This window comes from Brucella tritici (genome assembly GCF_008932285.1).
Taxonomy (GTDB): Bacteria; Pseudomonadota; Alphaproteobacteria; order Rhizobiales; family Rhizobiaceae; genus Brucella; species Brucella tritici.
This window is the reverse complement of record NZ_WBVY01000001.1, coordinates 193741-211020: the sequence shown is the minus strand read 5'-3', so window position 1 is coordinate 211020 and position 17280 is coordinate 193741. Positions and strand designations below refer to the sequence as shown.

Below are 17280 nucleotides of genomic sequence, written 5' to 3'. Positions count from 1 at the left end.
ACTTTCGGGAGACATGCTCTAGAGCTGCTCCAGTTAAAGCGCAGTCGCTGGAACAGCCCTACTGTTCGCGGGAAAAGCCGAATATCTCAGCGAACCAGCTTGTTGCGGAATATTGCGCGCAGAAAGTCAGGGCAACGATCGTAATCGGAACGCCGATAAAGGCTCCGAAGACACCCCAGAGCGAGCCCCAGGCGAACACGGAAAAGAGCGTCGCAAACGGCGACAGGGAAATTGTCTTTCCTGTCAATCGAGGCTCTATCACGCTTCCGATGACGGACTGTATGATGTTCAGACCGACAAAGACTGCGAGCACCCATTGCCAGTTGGCAAAGTGCGTGAAGGCGAACGCGGTAATGAAAAGCGTAGCGATCAGCGGCCCGAGGAAAGGAATGAAGTTCAGGATGAACGCGACAAATCCCCAGGTTTCGGCAAATGGCAAGCCGATCAAACGGGTCAGAAGCCAGACAAGTGAGCCGGTCGCAAGGCTCATCAGGGCCCTGAGCAGCATGTAAAACCGGATTTTTGCAGCGGCTGACTGGCTTGCGCGCAGGAATGAATTCGCAGCCTCCTGATTTTTCAACTGCTTGATCCGCGCGCGAAACTCGTCCGTTTCGGCAAGCCCCAACAGAACATAGACCAGCGCCACGAGCCAGAAACTGAATGTATTGTTGAGGCGGCTTCCTATCGATTGGAGCGTCCGCAAAGTCCAGCTTACGCTGAAATTTTCCGACCACAGAACTGATGCCGCGATGCCATGCCCATCAAGCCACGTTGTAAGCTGCTCATAGAGGAGTTGATACCGAACTGCATCGATCAATATGCGGCGGCCAACCTGTCCGACTGTCCATGCGATCAGCCATCCAAAACCGAGCAGAAGGAAAACCACGAGAAGAAAAGTGACCACCAATGCCAGGTAGCGCGACATGAATGACGAAAGCCCGCGCTGAACCGGCCAGACGAGCATAATGATAAACAATGCAAAAACGACTGGTGCAAATACCGCGCCACCGTAATGGAGCAATGCAATCAGGACGCATCCCGCGATCAAGATCAGTGTTGCATTACCAGCCTTCAGCATGAAAATCCCCGTCCCCTGGCATGAAATCAACTCATGTTTTCAGGGTATTCTTGTGAATTTGACCGTCTTTCATGACGACCGCCAGCGTTTGTTCCGGCTTTTCAAGCACGTGAATATCGTCGAGCGGATTTTCATTCAGAACGAGAAGATCGGCAAAGGCACCCGGCTCTATGAGACCGAGCTTGCCGGGATAGGGATTGCGCAGATTGGAAAGTGCAAGCAATTCGGCGTTGACTGATGTGGCGGCGCGAAGCACTTCCGCATTCGAATACCACTGGCTCAAATGTGTCAGCATGAAGTTCTGGCGCGGGGTCAATGCCGGTGAAAACAGAACATCAGAACCCCAGGCGGTCTTGATCCCATATTTGCGGGCGAACTCGTAAATCCTTGGCGTACCGGCAAAAAGTTGCTGAATACGCTCGGCACCGGGGCCTGTCTGCGATGCCGCATCCTCCATCGTGAGGAAAGGCTGGGTGCTCAACCAGACCTCCTTTTCCGCGAGCATGCGCGCGGTTTCCTCATCCATCAGATGCGCATGTTCGACACATGCAACACCAGCCCTGATGGATCGCTGGACTGTATTCGAGGCATAGGCATGAACTGTGACATAGGTGTTCCAGTCCTTTGCCACATCGACCGCCGCGCGGATTTCATCCTCGCTGAATGTAGACATATCCAGCGGACTGCGCGGCGAGGACACACCACCGCCTGCGACGATCTTGATCTGCGATGCGCCCTGCAACAATTGTTCGCGCACGCGAAGCTTCAAACTGCCTGCATCATCGACGATGGCCGAAGCCCCCATCAATTCGCCGGTGCTGAGCTTTCCCCCGTCGCGCGGTATTTCGGTCGGTAGCCTGAGATCGCCATGACCGCCGGTTGTTGTTATCATCGCGCCTGCAGGAAAGATGCGTGGGCCGCTTATGATGCCCGTATCGATGGCGCGCTTGAATGAGAACGTCGGCCCACCCAGATCGCGAACCGTCGTAAAACCGCGCAAAAGCGTGCGTTCTGCCTCTGCCGTGGACGCCGCAAATATTATACCCAGATCCCCTTCCAGAAGGACCGGCAGCGGCACAGCCGCATAGACCGCATGCCAGTGAGCATCGATCAGTCCCGGCATCAATACGCGGTCGCCACAGTCGATGACCGTCGCGCCTTCAGGCGGCGCACTGTTTGTCGTGTCGACGGCGGTGATGCGATTGCCTTCGATGAGAACCTGAACACCGGATTTCAGCGCGTCAGCCTTGCCATCGAAAAGCCGCGCCCGTGTCAGAAGAATTTTGGCAGACTGCGCGAAAGAGCGATCCGCAATCATCGTCGCAGCAGCCGTCGCTGCGGCACCTGCGAGGAAGTGTCGTCGCGACAGACGATCCAGACGGCGGGAGACCTGTTGCAATATCGGGTTGGAGCAGCCGCAGCCGTCGCCATGAATGAAATGCTGATATTTTCCACCCAGTCTAAACATGGCAACTCCCAACTAGCGCGATTGCTAAAGACAGCTAGCGGATTGAATTTGACGTTTGATACCCGCCCGACATCAATCCGGCTTCAAACGTCAAATTCGAAAAATCCACTGGTTTCATAAAGTTACTAGTGGTCTTTTTGATTCCGGCATTTGCTCAGTGCTCATATCCGGGGGATACAAATGTCGGAATCAGGCCACTAGTTGACTATCTTGAAGTAGTTTACGTCGATAAATCTTCCGCGAACGTCGTTCTCGACGCGCCCCCGGATTTCAATCTTGTTCTTTGTATTTATTTCTCTGCCGCGCCAGACTTCTCTTTCGATCCGAACTCTTGTTCTGCCGGTATGATCCTGAAAGACATACTGGGCTCTTCTGACATTGCTTTTGATCGTACCGGTCAGCACCACACGGGTTCCGACTGGCGTTCGGGTTATTGCATCTGCCGTTATGGTGTTGCGGGCTTTGAATGAATCCAGAAACTGGGCATGGGAAACATCAACGAAACCCAGAGAGAAAAGGCCCAGTATCAATGCAAATTGAATCATATGCTGCTTTACCGAGGCCATAGATTTTAACCCTCATAGCAATGATCGAATTTCTTCTTCGGTATCTATTGGATTTTTCAAATTTGACGTTTGAAACAGCATCTCATTCAGTCGGGATTCAAACGTCAAATTCAATCCACTAGTCGACTTCTGATGAAGATTAACTTTATCGCGAGAAGACACAAGACATATTCCCCACAGAATTTCGAAAGCACAAGTACCCGATAATAATTCACCTTTTGCGAGCTCCGGTCTCGTCATCTCCAGAGCAATTCCAGCCCCTGTGCGGAAGAGCCAAGCCCGATGCCGATACCCCCACAGCTTCGCGCCTGAGTGTTTGCGCCCTCAAAAATCGCCAGGCGAACCATAGCCGACAATATGACGGCTGATTTCGGCAGGGTGCCTGCCAAGTCGGCATTTTACCGGATGAAGTGCGGCGGGAGATATGACAGCTTCGACGGTCAGTCGTGAGCAGAGCGGAAAAAAGCGGCCGGATCATCGAAAGGTGATGGAGACGACAAACAATGTGGGGGCGGAACTGAAAACGTTGGAATTGGCTCAGAATGAGCAAAACTATATGCGCGAATTGCGCAGGGAATTTCATAAACACCCTGAGCTTTCCCTGAACGAACGACGTACTTCTGCACGTATCAGGGAAGAACTTGATGCAATCGGCGTTCCGTATGTCTTAGTCGGCGAATTTGGAATTATTGCAACCATAACCGGATCGCAAAGCGAGCGGGTTATCGCCTTGCGCGCTGATATGGATGCTCTGCCGATAGAGGAAAACAACCCGCACCTGGAATACAGGTCTGGCACAGCTCACGTTATGCATGCCTGCGGCCACGACGGGCATGTCGCCATGCTGCTGGGAGCGGCGCGCGTTCTCATGAAAGCTCGCGACCAGCTCCACGGGACGGTCAAGCTATGCTTTCAACAAGCCGAAGAGGTTGGCGAAGGAACAGAAGACATTCTGAAAGAACTCGCAAGGCACCCCGTTGAAAGCATATTGGGCATTCATCTCTGGTCGGAGTTGGAGACCGGCAAGATCTCCATTGAATCAGGCCCCCGAATGGCTGCCGGGCAGTCCATCGATCTGACGATCCATGGCGTGGGTACGCACGGCGCCTACCCTAACAGAGGCATCGATCCTATCATCGCGACTGCGGCGATCATCATGAATTGCGCTGCACTCGTCAGTCGTGAATTTGATCCTACGGAACCAGTCGCGCTGACTTTTGGAAGTATCTGTGGTGGCAATGCAGATAACGTCATTCCGGATAGGGTCAGCGTCTCAGGCACGATGCGTGCAACGCGTTCCGAGACAATGAGCTATCTTGAAGAGGCGCTGAAGCGGACGATAACAAGCACCGCCGATGCCTATCGCACCCGAGCAGAAATCAGGTTCAGCGGCGGTGTTTCAGCAGTCACCAATGACCCCGCATGCAGCAATATTGCTCGTCGCGCCATTCAGTCTCTCGGCCTGGAAAACGACTGCACCAGTTTCAATACCGTAATGGCTTCGGAAAACTTCGCCGATTTCCTGAAACTATATCCTGGCGTCTTTGCTTTCATTGGCGTGCGGAACGAAGCGATAGGCGCCGCCTACCCCCACCACCATCCGAAATTCAACATTGATGAAGCTGTCCTTTTCAGAGGCGCAGCCCTGTATGCACAATATGCAATCGAATACTTCCAATCGGATAAATAAACAAAACACAATGATTAGTGTTCGCTCGAACACTTACTTAAGTTTCAAACAAAATGGGAGGAAACCATGAAATATTTGAAAACAGCAGCACTCACATCATCAATAACGGCGATAGCGCTTTCTATAGGAGCAGGCATTGCCCATAGCGAAGAGCCTTTGAAGCTCATCATTGGCACCGAAGGCGCCAATCCACCGATGAATTATCAATTGGCAGACGGCACGCTTGCCGGCTTCGAGGTCGACATCGCCAAGGCGCTTTGCGACCAGATGAAAGCGCAATGTGAAATTGTTGCTCAAGATTGGGATGGCGCCATCCCTGCTATTCAATCCGGAAAGTTTGATGCGTTTATCGCTTCCATGTCGATCACCGAGGAACGCAAGAAGCAGGTTGATTTCTCCGACAAGTACTTCAACCCACCTCCGGGAATGGTGGCATTGAAGGATTCAGACATCAAGGGCGTCACCAAAGACGACCTCGCTGGCAAGACTATCGGTGTGCAGGGCTCAACGACCCATGCAAATTATGCAGAGGCTTACTTTACCGACAGCACGGTAAAGGCTTATCCGACCTCTCAGGAATTCAAGCTGGATCTTGTGAACGGACGGCTTGATGCCGTTAATGACGACAGCGTATCTCTGGCAGAATGGCTCAAGACCCCGGAAGGCGCTTGCTGCAAGATGATCGGCACCTATCCGCCGGTTGCACAATATCATGGCGCTGGCGTAGGCGCTGCCATCAAGAAGGGTCGCCCGGAACTGGTTTCGAAATTCAACGAAGCGATCAAGGCGATCCGGCTCAACGGAAAGTATAAGGAAGTCAACGACAAGTACTTTGATTTCGATGCTTTCGGAAATGATGGCTAAATACCCCTGATGGCAAGGAAAGTGCCATCGGACCTAACTTGAAAGGGGATACGCGCCCCTTGAAAACGCAGCCATGCGCTATGGGCCTTTTATGGTTCATAGCGCATGGATTTCCTGGATTTCGATACTCCAGCAGAACCCGCTCATTTAGCGACCATTAACAGGATCAAAAGCTTTTTGCCGTAACCAGGCAGCCATGCTCTGGAGTAGATTTAGAAAAAGACTTCCTGCCGCCTTTTTGCTCCTGATGATGCTGGCGCAATTCAGCACCGCATCGGCTGGTGCGGCGGCATCTTCCGACATTCGCAGTTCCTGTTGGGCATCCGCCAGTCTGTCGGAGGATGTGGTCGCGATTGCACGCGAGGAAGAGCGATGGTCTTGCGGTGAGCGCAAATTCTCTATCGACGCCGAGCGCGTACTGCTTCGCTTTGACATCGCCCCTGACAAACTCCCTCCCCGTTATTTGCTCTCACGCCGAAGCGCGCTTGAAGCAATACATCTGCTTGCAACAGACCGCGACGGTGCTGTCCGGCAGACAGTCGTTCCTGCCGCCGATTTGTCCAGTTCAGTCGCTGGCGGTTACTTCAAGGCTTCCCTGCCGGATGTGACCCACGAGACTGCATCGGTCATCGTCGCATTTGATATGCCGAGCCATCGGATGACCCTGGAGAGGGCCTATCTAGCGCCGACAGATGCAGTCGACGGCATGGGGAACCCCCGGTTCCTTCTCATTCTGGCCGGACTTGCGGGAATGCTCGTCATGCCGCTGATTTTCAATGCAGCATTCTACAGGGCTTTGCGTGAACCATTTGTTCTCTGGCATTCGGCGCTTACATTCTCGCTACTGATGACCATTCTGGTTTCATCTGGCGTGTCGGTTGTACTTTTCGACCCTCCGGCAATGACGTTGAGCTGGGTGACGACTTTGATATTCGGGATAACGGTCGCATCGGGAGCGATGTTCACCTATAGCTTCATCGAGCCAGGAATGATGCATCCGCTTCTACGGCGCCTGCTCCCTTATTGTGCCATATGGGCGATACTCCTCAGTGTCTTTCATGCGGCATTCCCCTATGTCGCCCGCCCCATACAAGCGAGCGCATATACAGCTGCCTTTGCGCCGATCCTGGCTATTTTCATGCTGTCCATGATTGATGCATTGCGCCGCGGAAGCCGCGCTGCGCGATTCCAGGCAGTTGGTTACACGCCGATCATTCTGGTTGGGCTGATCCGTCTGGTGACGGGGGTGCTTCCCGGTTTGCATAGCACCGATGCTATGCTTCTATTTTTTATCGGCTGTGTGTGTGAAGTCCTTTTCACAACGCTTGGCGTGGCAGATCGCTTCGTGACTATGAAGCGCGAGCGAGACCGGGCACGCGACGAAGCCGAACTGCTCGAACGCCTATCCGAAACGGACCCATTGACGGGATTACTCAATCGGCGAGCAATCGAACGGCAGTTCGAGCAGCTTCAAAGCGAAGGCTTCGCCGCAATGGCTGTCATTGATATTGATTATTTCAAGACGATCAATGATCTGAACGGACACGGCGTCGGAGATGAGGTCCTGAAGGCCGTTGCCAGTGCGCTTCAAGCTGGCCCGGCAGTGCGCGCCTACCGACTTGGCGGAGAGGAATTCGTGCTTCTCCTGCGCGGTGCCGATGCCAATATCCAGGCTGAACTGCGACGTCAGGCCATTCCTGCGATTGTCGCTCATACTGTTTTGGGCCTCGAACGCCCGGTAACCGCGAGCATGGGCATAACAGAAATTGGTGACGGTGAAGATTTCGCAACACTTTACGACCGAGCTGACAAGCTGCTTTATGAAGCGAAGAGCGCGGGGCGAAACCGAACCCGCAGCGAAATCAAGCCGACTCCGTCGTTGAAAGCACTTGCGGGCGACAGTGCAATAATCGCCTAGACAAGAACAGTTCTTGTCCCTATCGCACCTACTATCGTCGTGTCTGGAAGCTCGGTTAAAACCGCGTTTCCGGACATTTTAGTCAGAAGATCGTGATGTCGCGAGAATGGTTTAAAGTATCGTACTCGGCTTCGGGCAAGGCATTGCCTGCCTTGATCGACGCTTATGCGAAGGTCGAGTTGGTCTGCGACATGCATGTGCCAGCAATGCCATTGACCATTTCTCGACTATCGCGACGACATTGACCGAGCCCTGTCCGCTTCAATGCCGAGACTATCGCCTGCCATAACGTCGGAACCGATGACATTCGGTCCCGTTCTGGCTTCACATCTCCAGGCCTGCCTTACGGCTTTCCAGCGTTGAGATAAGATTGAAGCCAATTGACCGGAAGGGCTCAGGTGCAATCCAACTTGCCGTACCCATTACACCAGACATTGCTGTATGCTCGCCCTTGCCCAGCATAAGTTCGGCAAGGTGTCGCCCAAGCATTGTACCTTTCGCGATACCACTGCCATTGCAGCCGCCCGATGCATAGAGGCCGTCCTCAACGCGACCCCACCACGGCGCCCCATTCATCGTGAACGCAGTCGTACCAGCCCACAAATATTCGAACTGCACATCTTTGAGATTAGACCATCGACGTTCAAAACGATCTCTGAGCTTGCTTACAGCTTCGCGCTCACCGAGTTCGGCCTCATGCGCATAAAGACTGCGCACCATAATTCGGTTACGACCAATGCGACGCAACGTCGTGCCAAGCCGATGCGAGGGCAACAATCCCCATGCCTCGGACTCGCCTAGTTCATCAACCCGGCTATCGGCAATTTCTTCAGTCACCGCAGCATAAGTATAAATGGTCGCCATACGTGATTTCAGATAGCCGAACTTTCGGATGAATGCGTTGGTCGCCAGCGCCAGATTCTTACATTTTACAACGCCACCTGGCGTCTCCAAAACCCAGCCGTCGCGCTTGGTCAATGTTGTAACCGGTGTGTTTTCATAGAGCGCAATGTCGTTTGGTAGTGCATCGGCAAGACCACGGATCAGGGCTGCGGGTTGTAGCAACCAAGTATCCTGCATGTGGATGCCAAAGCGATAATACGCGCTCCCGATACGACGATGAATGTCCTCGCACGACAGGAGAGTATGAGCAATATTATTGACGCGAGCTACTTCAGCGACTTTGCGTAAAGAGGCTTCGCCGAGTTCTGTTGCTGCACCGCGGATCGATCCCACCTGCCGCATGTCACAATCAATATTATTTTCACGGATGATCCGCATCAGCCATTCAAAAGCTTCGGTGAAGAAGCCCGACTGAAGACGTGCCTTTTCAGCCATTTCTATCGAGGCATTGCGCGGCAGCACGTCGGACCCCGTGAAACCCGAGTTTCGGGCGGAAGAACCTTCCCCCACCGTCGTCGCTTCAATCACTGCGATACTGGCGTCAGGGTCCAGTTCACGCAATCGACGTGCGATAGCGAAACCGGTGAACCCGGCTCCGACGATTGCGTAATCGACCGCAATGTCTTGATTCAGTGCAGCGCGCTGCTGGCGCGGCGGGAGCATGGCATTCCAACCGCACAGATTGGAATAGCGAGGATAGGTTAGCTTTGTCATATTGGTGCCTGAAAGATTTCGGGATAGTGCATCGCACCATCCCGATTGCTCTTATCATTCCTTGAAGTGAGCTTGTTCAGTGAGTAGCGGGCCCAGCGACATCGAACCCTTGAGTTCGAAGCCCCAGTCAAGCTTCTCGTTCCTGATCCAGACCTGTGCCGTTTCTGTCACCGGCACAGCACAAACATCAGCGACGATCAGCTTTTGTGCTTCCTGCCAGAGTTCCATCTGCTTTTTGGGATCAATCTCGGTGCGAGCGGCCTCGATCTGCTTATCGGCGACTGAGCAATGGCTGAAGTTCGTTACTTGCCCCGGAGCCCCAATCGCGCTGCTGGAATGATAGAACTGCGTCAGAAACGTATCCGCAACGGGGAAGCGTGCTGCGCCGTAATCAACAAGCGGGCTTAAATCCTTGCGGATCATCTGATGCCAGGTCGCGTGCTCAACCGGTTCAAGCTCAAGCTTGATGCCAGCCTTGGCAAGCTGCGCCTGCAAAAGCTGGTCCGTCGTCGCATAACTAGGCATCTGGCTTGAAATCATCTTGACGGTGAGACCGTTGGGATACCCCGCTTCTGCTAGCAATGCTTTGGCCTTCTCCACATCTGGCTGGATGAGGCCCGGATCGGGATTGAGCCCGAGATTGTTTGAAGGAATGACTGACTTTGCAACACGCGTGAATTCAGGCCCACGAAACTGTGCGATCTGTTCAGGATTGATCGCGTAAGCAACGGCCTGCCGCACCTTGATATCGTCAAAAGGTTTCTGATTGCGGTTGATATGCACCACTGTCAGTTCGGCGGGATCGAAGATGTCGACCTTGGCGCCGGGCGTTTCCTTCATCCGCTGCAACCAGCGCCGATCGGCATTGCCGGCGGATACATCGATTTCACCAGCGGTAAAGGCAAGATCACGGCCTGCCGCTGCATTAAGGAAACGATATGTCACCTTTTCGATCTTCGGCTTGCCACGGAAGTATTTTTCATGAGCGGTAAAATGGACCGCAACGCCGGGTTCGATTGATTCAAACTGGAAAGGCCCAAAGCCGACAGGATTGCGGGTAAAACCCTCTCCACGCTCTTCGTACGCCTTCTTGCTAATGATAAAGCCACCCGAATAGTTGGTCACCAGACCGAGCAAGCTCGGGACTTGATTTGCAAGCGTTATGCGCACAGTGTGCGGGTCTACAGCCTCGACGCTCTTGACGGCCTTATAGTCCGTTGCGAATGCAGAGCGCTTCGGATCGGCCGCCTTTTGCAGACTGAAAACGACGTCGTCGGCCGTCACTTCACCATAGCCATGTTGCCATTGCACGCCGGGCCGCAGCTTGAAAGTCCAGACCAGATTATTGTCTGTTGCTTCCCAACTCTCCGCAAGATCTCCTTCAATCGTTGCCGGATCAGTAGAGCCCGGCGCAAATCTGACCAGCCCTCCGAATATCCATGCGACAAGGGTACGGTCAGAGGTACTGGCGGCAAAATGTGGATCGAGATTGCCAATATCAGCAGCTGCCGCACCAAGCCGTAATTCGGTCTGTGTCGCGGAAGCTGAGAGCGTACCAAGTGCCGTAAAGGCCATAAGAGCGGCAAGTGCCGGTGGTCCCATGATGCTTTTCAGTTTCATGCCTGTTCCCTTCTTATTGCAGATTATTGTCTTGAGATTTGCTGAGCGCACTGAGCAGTGGGGTGAAGCCCGCTTCGTTCAGTTGGCTGATCGCGGAAATAATGCTGTCCTGACTTTGGGTACTCAGACTGACACGCCCGATATTCTTGAACTTGTGAGCGACCTGATCCCAGCTCATCGGGTTCGCCACATCGCCAAGCGGGTGGTCGATAACCAGCTCTTTTTCACCGTCGCCTTGATCGATCAGAACACGCGCCGGCGTGCGAACTGGAAACGCCGTGGCAAAATCGATCGACGTTTCAAGTTCGATCCGGTTCGCAAGGCCGAGGACCTCTATGTCTTTTAGACTGTCGGGATCGACGGGCTGAAGCGCCTCCTGCCCACGCAGCGCCGCAAGCGCGCAGCTGAAATAGAAACTATACTGGCCGCCCTCCAACGTGCTTGGGGTGCGCTCATTGGCGAGACGAAGCCCCTGCGGGAAGGTTTCGATGCGGAGCCTGTGAATGTGACGCCCATCCTGACGCATTTTCAGGATAGCATCGATGGCAGCATGCATATAACGACAGCATGCATAAGGCTTGAGATAACACTTCTGCAACTCCCACACCTCACCAAGCTGCCCCAGCAAGATTTTGGGATCATAGCGATCTTCATTGTTGAGCAGGTCTACCGGTCCGGTTGCTCCCGCCCTTGCGCGATAAGCCCCGGTGATACCGGCAACGACAGCAGGTGGGATCCCTTCTTTTACCGTGCTGCCCTGAAACTTGGAGGAGCCCGTCGGGAAAACGATAGGGCCTTCAGAGCCTGCAATCGCCAGCGCATGTGCCATTTCTTCAGCGTCAAGCCTGAGCAAGCGTCCGGCAGCTGCAGCCGCACCATAGCTGACCCACCTGCCACTGGCATAAGTTTCGATGGTGTTGGTCGGGCGTGATGTGGCAACACGCAGAGCGACATCATAGCCCAGGGCAATGGCATCCAGCATCTCCGCATCCGAGGCATTGATGGATTGGCCGACAGCAAGTGCCGCAGGAATGACGCCAGCCCCCGCATGGCCTGCCGCTCCACGATGGCCATCATCAATATCGAGCGCACTGGCCGCCGCACTATTGGCCATGGCAGCGCCCACAACGCTCAGCTTCAAATCCGTGAGCCAGACCTGAGCTACGCCTGAACCGTAGACATCGGATGCTGCTTGCCTCGCCGAAGCAGCCAGGCGTGAATGAAGGCCTGCTGCGGTTGCGCCCATCAAGTCGAGCAGCAGCAGCGAGATAGCTTCGCGCGTTTCCGATGGCAACGCGCCTTTGGGGTGGCCAGACACAAATTCAGCAAGTTGAGTTAGGGCATGCATTTCCGAAGGACTCCAATCTAGCTCGCCATACGAATGAAATGACCGTCCGCAGCCATGCTCCAGCGTGCCGCTGGTGCGCTATAACCGAGGGGTTTGAGCGGACTTCTGGGTGGACCGGCATCGGCAGCTCGCCGCCTTGTTCCCCGTTGGTCGGGATGTGTTATCGGGATCGCCGAAAGTAACCGTTGCGTATATTCGTGCCCCGGTCGTCCGATCACGTCGTCACGTGGTCCGATTTCGACGATTTCACCGAAATACATCACCGCAACGCGGTTGCAGATGCGCTCGACTGCGGACATATCGTGACTGATGAACAGATACGAAATGTCAAATTCCTTCTGAAGATCAATCATCAGATCAATAATTTGACCCTTGATGGCGACATCAAGCGCCGACACCGCTTCATCTGCGATGATCAGCCGTGGAGCCATTGCGAGAGCACGCGCAATACAGATACGCTGGCGCTGTCCGCCAGAAAATTCATGCGGCAGACTGGATGCGCGATTGGGATCCAACCCAACACGCTCCATCAACCATTCCATCTTCTGTTGTGCGGCTAGACCAGTCTCCAAACCATGAACCTTCATTGGTTCCATGATTGCCGAGCCAATGGTCTGACGTGCATCAAGAGAACCAAAGGGATCTTGGAAGATCATCTGTACTTGCCGTTTCAATGACGACAGGCTTTTGCGATCCAGATAGTCGATCGTCTCCCCACCAACTGTGATCTTGCCGTTGTGCACGGGTGCGAGATTGATAATCGCCTTACCAATGGTGGATTTTCCTGAACCGGACTCGCCAACCAGTCCAAGTGTCTCACCTTTGCCAATGCTGAACGACACATCTTCGACCGCATGCACTGCGCCTCTGGCACGGCCAAATAGGCCACCGTGGACCGGAAATCTTACCGAAAGGTCGCTCACTTCGAGAACCGGCGTTGCGGCATTTGTCATCAAGGGACTATCGACAGGTCGGGCCGGAATCGTTTTGGCCTGCAACTTGCCGGCCAAACTCGGGGCCGCTTCGATAAGGCTGCGCGTATAGGCATCTTTAGGATTGCTGAAAATTTCCATCACCGAGCCGTGCTCAATGACGCGCCCATGGCGCATCACCAGAACGTCATCAGCAACTTCGGCAACAACGCCCATGTCATGCGTTATAAATAGAACCGCCGTTCCAGTTTCCTGCTGCAACTCCTTCAGCAGTTGAAGCGTCTGAGCCTGCACAGTCACATCAAGCGCGGTTGTAGGCTCATCAGCAATGATGAGATCAGGATCGCATGCCAGTGCCATCGCAATCATCACACGCTGTCGCATTCCACCTGAAAACGTATGTGGATACTGATTGACGCGCTGCTCCGGATCGGGAATGCGCACCTTGCGCAAAAGCTCCAGAACCGCTTCCTGCAGTTTTTTCCCCTTGAGCTTCTTGTGAATTCTCAGAACTTCGGCAAGCTGTGCTCCAACAGTCTGTACCGGGTTAAGAGAGGTCATCGGTTCCTGAAAGATCATGCTGACCTTGCCGCCTCGCACGCCTCGCATGTCCGCTTCAGGCAGTTTTAGCAAGTCTTGTTGGCCAAGCATTACAGCGCCCTCGGCCATGGCGATGCGATCAGGCAGAAGACGCATGATCGCCAGGGAAGTAACGCTCTTGCCAGAGCCGGACTCTCCCACCAGAGCCAGTGTCTTGCCAGGCTCGATCTGGAAACTGATCCCATGGACAACCGGCTTTCTGGCGAATGAAATCTTGAGATCACGAACAATGATCGCAGGCTGGACAGTCATTAGCTGGCATCCTTCAGTCGTGGATCGATTGCGTCACGCAGACCGTCGCCGATCAGGTTGAGAGCGAGAACGAGCACCAGAATTGCAAGGCTCGGATAAAGAGCCAGATGGAAGGAGCTCAGAATATTGTCGAAGCCTTCGCGAACCATGCCACCCCAAGTCGGCGTCGGCGGGGCCAGCCCTAACCCAATGAATGCGAGCGACGCCTCGGTGCGAACTGCAGTGGCCATCCAAAGTGATGCCATGACCAGGATCTCAGGCAGAATGGCAGGCAGAATATGGCCGAACAGAATGCGCGTGTGGGAAAAGCCCATCGCGTGACAGGCCTGAACATATTCGCGGTCGCGCTGTGTCAGAACACCTGCACGGGCAATTCGTGCAAAGGCCGGTATAGCGGTGAATGCGATGGCAATGACAATATTCGTCAGCGTGGCCCCCATAAGGGCGACGAGTGCCAAACCAAGAATCAATGATGGAAATGCCAGTACGACATCCATGATCTGCATCACAATGATGTCGGTCTTGCGCCCCACATAACCAGCAATCATGCCCAGAAACGAGCCAATTATCAGCGCGACCAGAATGGCCAGAAATCCTATGGTTAGCGAATAACGGGCTCCATAGAGTAATCGCGAAAGAACATCACGACCGAACTGGTCCGTGCCCAGCAGATTTTCTGCACTTGGCGGCGACAGGTAAACGATGATGTTCTGTTCATTCGGATCATATGGCGCCAAGATCGGAGCAAAGGCTGCGCACAGAATGAGCGCCAGAACAATCGCTACACCCAGCCAGGTGGAGAAATTCAATCGACGTAGAAATTCCCATCGAGACTGCACGCGCGGCGCGGCAGATGAATTGGTGGTGATGGATGTCATTTGTACTGAACCCTCGGATCGAGGAAACCATAGGTCAGGTCGGTCAGCATGTTCACCGCAACAACCATAAGCGTATAAATGACGATCATCCCCTGCAGCAGGGTATAGTCACGCTGGGTCAAGGCGTTGAGAATTAGCTTACCAAGACCTGGGCGAGAGAAGACGATTTCGGTCAGAACGGAATTACCGATCAGAATACCGAGATAGAGCCCCACCACCGTCGTAATTGGGATCGTGCAGTTACCAAGCGCATGACGCCAAACAACTGCGTGATGTGAAGCGCCTTTGGCCTTCGCCGTGCGCACGAAGTCCTGATTCAAAACTTCGAGCATGGCCGAGCGGGTGACACGTGTAATATACGCCATCATGATCAGTGCCAGCGAAATGGTTGGCAGTGCCATTTGCCTCAAGCGGTCCAGCAATCCATCGCCGCCACCTGAACTAATCACAGGAAACCAGCGCAACTGGATTGCAAAAATCATGAGCAAAATGATCGCTGCAACAAACGCTGGAAGCGAAAGGCCCAACAGGGAAACAAGGCGCAGCAACAGATCAGCCGGCTTATTTCGTTTCACTGCTGCCCAAACACCTGCGGGAACACCCAACAACACCCCCAGTATGAGCGACGCGATTGTCAACTCCATCGTATAGGGCAGGACGTTCATGATCTCGGCCGTAATCGAGCGGCCGGTTATCATGGATGTCCCAAGATTGCCCTGGAGTACACCCAGCATGAAGCTCCCGTACTGGACAACGATCGGCTGATCCAGACCAAGCTTGTGATGCAGTGCAGCGATACTTGCGGGGCTGGCTTGATCGCCAAGGATCACAAGAGCCGGATCGCCCGGCAGAACACGAACGATTACGAAGACCAACGTCAACACGCTGAACAGCGTGAAGAGCGCGAAGCCCATTCGTTTGATCAGGAACGACACCATGCTGTTGTCCTCGCCTCAAACAGATGATGGGGGAGCATGACAGGGACGCGCGCCAGCAACCTGAAATCAGGTGCAAAGACAGCAATCTTTGAACGCTCCTCCCTCGGTTCAAAGACATAACGCCGTGGTTGAATGACAGCGAAAAATGTGACAGAAGTCAACCTATTCCTTTTATTGGAATGAATTTTATGAAATATTCTAATAATTAGAATTTTGGAGTTAGACGTGACTACGAACGCATCAAGCAATGCAGTACGCGCACTTGATATTCTAATAGTTCTGGGGGAAGCAGGCGCTGATGGCTTGGCTCTAGCAGAGATTGCTGAACGCATTGGCGAAGCTAAACCAGCCGTGCATCGTAGCCTCGTTTCGCTTCTTCAAAAGGGCTTCGCCGAACCGGCTGGCAAGCATGGCTGTTACCGGCTTGGACCTGCTATCCCAATGCTCGCGAGAGGGCAGGCCCGTCTTGAACCCCTGATTTCGAAGTTTCGGCCAGGGATGACCGAGTTTGCGCGGCGAAGCGGGCATACCGTTTATATGATGGTGCAGGCGGGCATTGATGCTGTCTGCGCGGAGATGGTTTCGCGATTTCCAGACCGCCAGTTTACTATGGGGGTTGGCGGACGCGTGCCTATGGGTGTCGCAGCCGGAAGCATCGCACTCATGTCCATAATGCCTGAAGCCGACTGCCTCGCACTGCTTGAAACAAATGCACCGCGTTATCTTAGTCACCCATCAGTTCAGTACGTCGATAAGAGTGTCGTAATTTCCCAGATTGAAGATGCTAGACGGCGGGGTTTTGCTGTCAATATGGCGTACTACCTGCCGGGAGAAGGCGGGCTCGGCTTACCGGTCCGCGCTACAAATCCTTATGAACTGAATGCTGCGATTTCGTTCACCGCACCGCTCGAGATGATGACGGAAGATTGGCTTCCCAAGATCATCGATGAACTGCGCGATTGCCTTGGCCACGCAATATAGTTTTCGCCTGCCTCATAAAGCCATGAAGTGAAATATTTCAACATCTTGAACCCTGAAGGAAACCAAATGCAGATTGAAAGACTTGACATAAATCACCGCCGCAGTCGTCTCGTAAAATACAATGGCATGTGTTTCTTATCGGGCCAATTTTCCGATTCTTCTGGGGATATTGCTCAGCAAACGATAGAAACACTCGCCAAGATTGACGATCTTTTGGCACGTGCCGGCACCGACAAATCTCGCCTACTTACCGCACAGATTTGGCTGAAAGACATGTCAGATTTCGCAGCGATGAATCAGGTTTGGGACAGTTGGGTAGATACAGCTAACCCGCCGACGCGATGCTGCGGGCAAGTATTCATGGCCGGCCCCGATATGCGTATCGAGATTGTGGTCTCTGCCGCGATTTAGAACGCGCTAGTCATCGACATCTAATGATTACAAAAGCAAAGATTTAACTTGTCTAGAAACAAACGCACGATGCGGAGACATATTTTGCGACTGTTAGCGGATGGACCAGTAATTCCCGA

At 53.7% G+C, this 17280-nt stretch carries 15 protein-coding genes; 5 read left to right on the top strand and 10 right to left on the bottom strand.

Annotation, left to right across the window (positions count from 1 at the left end; all coding sequences use genetic code 11):
* Positions 1-58 precede the first annotated feature (58 nt).
* From F9K94_RS01100 to F9K94_RS01090, 3 genes are all read right to left on the bottom strand, one after another.
* Positions 59-1078, bottom strand: a complete 1020-nt coding sequence (locus tag F9K94_RS01100) for an AI-2E family transporter (RefSeq protein ID WP_151643160.1) — start codon at positions 1076-1078, stop codon at positions 59-61.
* 31 nt (positions 1079-1109) lie between these two features.
* Positions 1110-2546 (bottom strand): metal-dependent hydrolase family protein, encoded by a 1437-nt coding sequence (locus F9K94_RS01095; protein ID WP_151643158.1) that lies wholly within the window; start codon positions 2544-2546, stop codon positions 1110-1112.
* A 197-nt stretch (positions 2547-2743) separates the two neighbouring features.
* Positions 2744-3112 (bottom strand): YgiW/YdeI family stress tolerance OB fold protein, encoded by a 369-nt coding sequence (locus F9K94_RS01090; RefSeq protein ID WP_151643156.1) that lies wholly within the window; start codon positions 3110-3112, stop codon positions 2744-2746.
* Positions 3113-3536: 424 nt separating this feature from the next.
* Between F9K94_RS01090 and F9K94_RS01085 the strand changes: the two genes are divergently transcribed.
* Positions 3537-4802: a M20 metallopeptidase family protein gene (locus tag F9K94_RS01085; protein ID WP_235920555.1), complete on the top strand. Its 1266-nt coding sequence runs from the start codon at positions 3537-3539 to the stop codon at positions 4800-4802.
* A 66-nt stretch (positions 4803-4868) separates the two neighbouring features.
* Positions 4869-5666 carry a transporter substrate-binding domain-containing protein gene (locus F9K94_RS01080; protein WP_151643154.1) on the top strand — a complete coding sequence of 266 codons (798 nt, stop codon included), beginning with the start codon at positions 4869-4871 and terminating at the stop codon, positions 5664-5666.
* 147 nt (positions 5667-5813) lie between these two features.
* Here the strand turns inward: F9K94_RS01080 and F9K94_RS24345 are convergent, their stop codons facing one another.
* Entirely contained in the window at positions 5814-5969 is a 156-nt protein-coding gene (locus F9K94_RS24345) for a hypothetical protein (RefSeq protein WP_192799449.1), read from the bottom strand.
* A 40-nt stretch (positions 5970-6009) separates the two neighbouring features.
* Between F9K94_RS24345 and F9K94_RS01075 the strand changes: the two genes are divergently transcribed.
* Positions 6010-7584: a sensor domain-containing diguanylate cyclase gene (locus tag F9K94_RS01075; protein ID WP_235920554.1), complete on the top strand. Its 1575-nt coding sequence runs from the start codon at positions 6010-6012 to the stop codon at positions 7582-7584.
* A 324-nt stretch (positions 7585-7908) separates the two neighbouring features.
* On the opposite strand, the gene F9K94_RS01070 is transcribed toward F9K94_RS01075, so the two are convergent.
* Genes F9K94_RS01070 through F9K94_RS01045 form a run of 6 tightly spaced genes read right to left on the bottom strand, consistent with a single transcriptional unit; the run spans position 7909 to position 15769 of the window.
* Positions 7909-9201 carry an NAD(P)/FAD-dependent oxidoreductase gene (locus tag F9K94_RS01070; RefSeq protein WP_151643152.1) on the bottom strand — a complete coding sequence of 431 codons (1293 nt, stop codon included), beginning with the start codon at positions 9199-9201 and terminating at the stop codon, positions 7909-7911.
* A 54-nt stretch (positions 9202-9255) separates the two neighbouring features.
* On the bottom strand, positions 9256-10821 hold the full coding sequence (locus tag F9K94_RS01065) for an ABC transporter substrate-binding protein (RefSeq protein WP_012092305.1): 1566 nt from the start codon (positions 10819-10821) through the stop codon (positions 9256-9258).
* Between the two features lie 13 nt (positions 10822-10834).
* On the bottom strand, positions 10835-12169 hold the full coding sequence (locus F9K94_RS01060; protein ID WP_043062555.1) for an MmgE/PrpD family protein: 1335 nt from the start codon (positions 12167-12169) through the stop codon (positions 10835-10837).
* A 17-nt stretch (positions 12170-12186) separates the two neighbouring features.
* Positions 12187-13953 carry an ABC transporter ATP-binding protein gene (locus F9K94_RS01055; RefSeq protein WP_151643150.1) on the bottom strand — a complete coding sequence of 589 codons (1767 nt, stop codon included), beginning with the start codon at positions 13951-13953 and terminating at the stop codon, positions 12187-12189.
* Positions 13953-14831 carry an ABC transporter permease gene (locus tag F9K94_RS01050; RefSeq protein ID WP_151643148.1) on the bottom strand — a complete coding sequence of 293 codons (879 nt, stop codon included), beginning with the start codon at positions 14829-14831 and terminating at the stop codon, positions 13953-13955. Before F9K94_RS01050 ends, F9K94_RS01055 begins: the two co-directional genes overlap by 1 nt.
* On the bottom strand, positions 14828-15769 hold the full coding sequence (locus F9K94_RS01045) for an ABC transporter permease (protein WP_151643146.1): 942 nt from the start codon (positions 15767-15769) through the stop codon (positions 14828-14830). The genes F9K94_RS01050 and F9K94_RS01045 overlap by 4 nt, the downstream gene beginning before the upstream one ends.
* 225 nt (positions 15770-15994) lie before the next feature.
* Between F9K94_RS01045 and F9K94_RS01040 the strand changes: the two genes are divergently transcribed.
* Together F9K94_RS01040 and F9K94_RS01035 are read left to right on the top strand one after the other, a co-directional pair.
* Positions 15995-16750: an IclR family transcriptional regulator gene (locus tag F9K94_RS01040; RefSeq protein WP_151643144.1), complete on the top strand. Its 756-nt coding sequence runs from the start codon at positions 15995-15997 to the stop codon at positions 16748-16750.
* Positions 16751-16816: 66 nt separating this feature from the next.
* Positions 16817-17161 (top strand): RidA family protein, encoded by a 345-nt coding sequence (locus F9K94_RS01035; RefSeq protein WP_151643142.1) that lies wholly within the window; start codon positions 16817-16819, stop codon positions 17159-17161.
* Positions 17162-17280 lie beyond the last annotated feature (119 nt).